1 protein-coding gene is annotated in these 231 nt (G+C 62.3%); it reads right to left on the reverse strand.

Going from position 1 to position 231, the window contains the following annotated elements; genetic code table 11:
* The coding region (locus SB725_RS34250) for a hypothetical protein (protein ID WP_410923835.1) at positions 1–231 on the reverse strand (231 nt) is incomplete at both ends.

Genomic DNA, 231 nt, shown 5'->3' on the forward strand with positions numbered 1-231 from the left:
CGGCGGCTTCCCCAGTAGGACGGCACCGCCCTTTTTGTCGAACGTCTCGCCCTTTTGCCGGGGTAGGTGGAGGTCGTCGTCGGCAGACGGCACCGCTCGGATTTTGCACCCTTCGTAGCCGCCGTTAACGAGCAATCGATACTGCTCAAGCTTTGTGACGTTGTCCGGAGCCAGAGGACCAGGCATGCGCACGTCGAGCACCGGTGCCTTGCCGACACCCGTCGTTACCTT

The sequence above is a fragment of the Pseudomonas sp. SIMBA_041 genome, from assembly GCF_046535095.1.
Classification (GTDB): Bacteria; Pseudomonadota; Gammaproteobacteria; order Pseudomonadales; family Pseudomonadaceae; genus Aquipseudomonas; species Aquipseudomonas mucoides.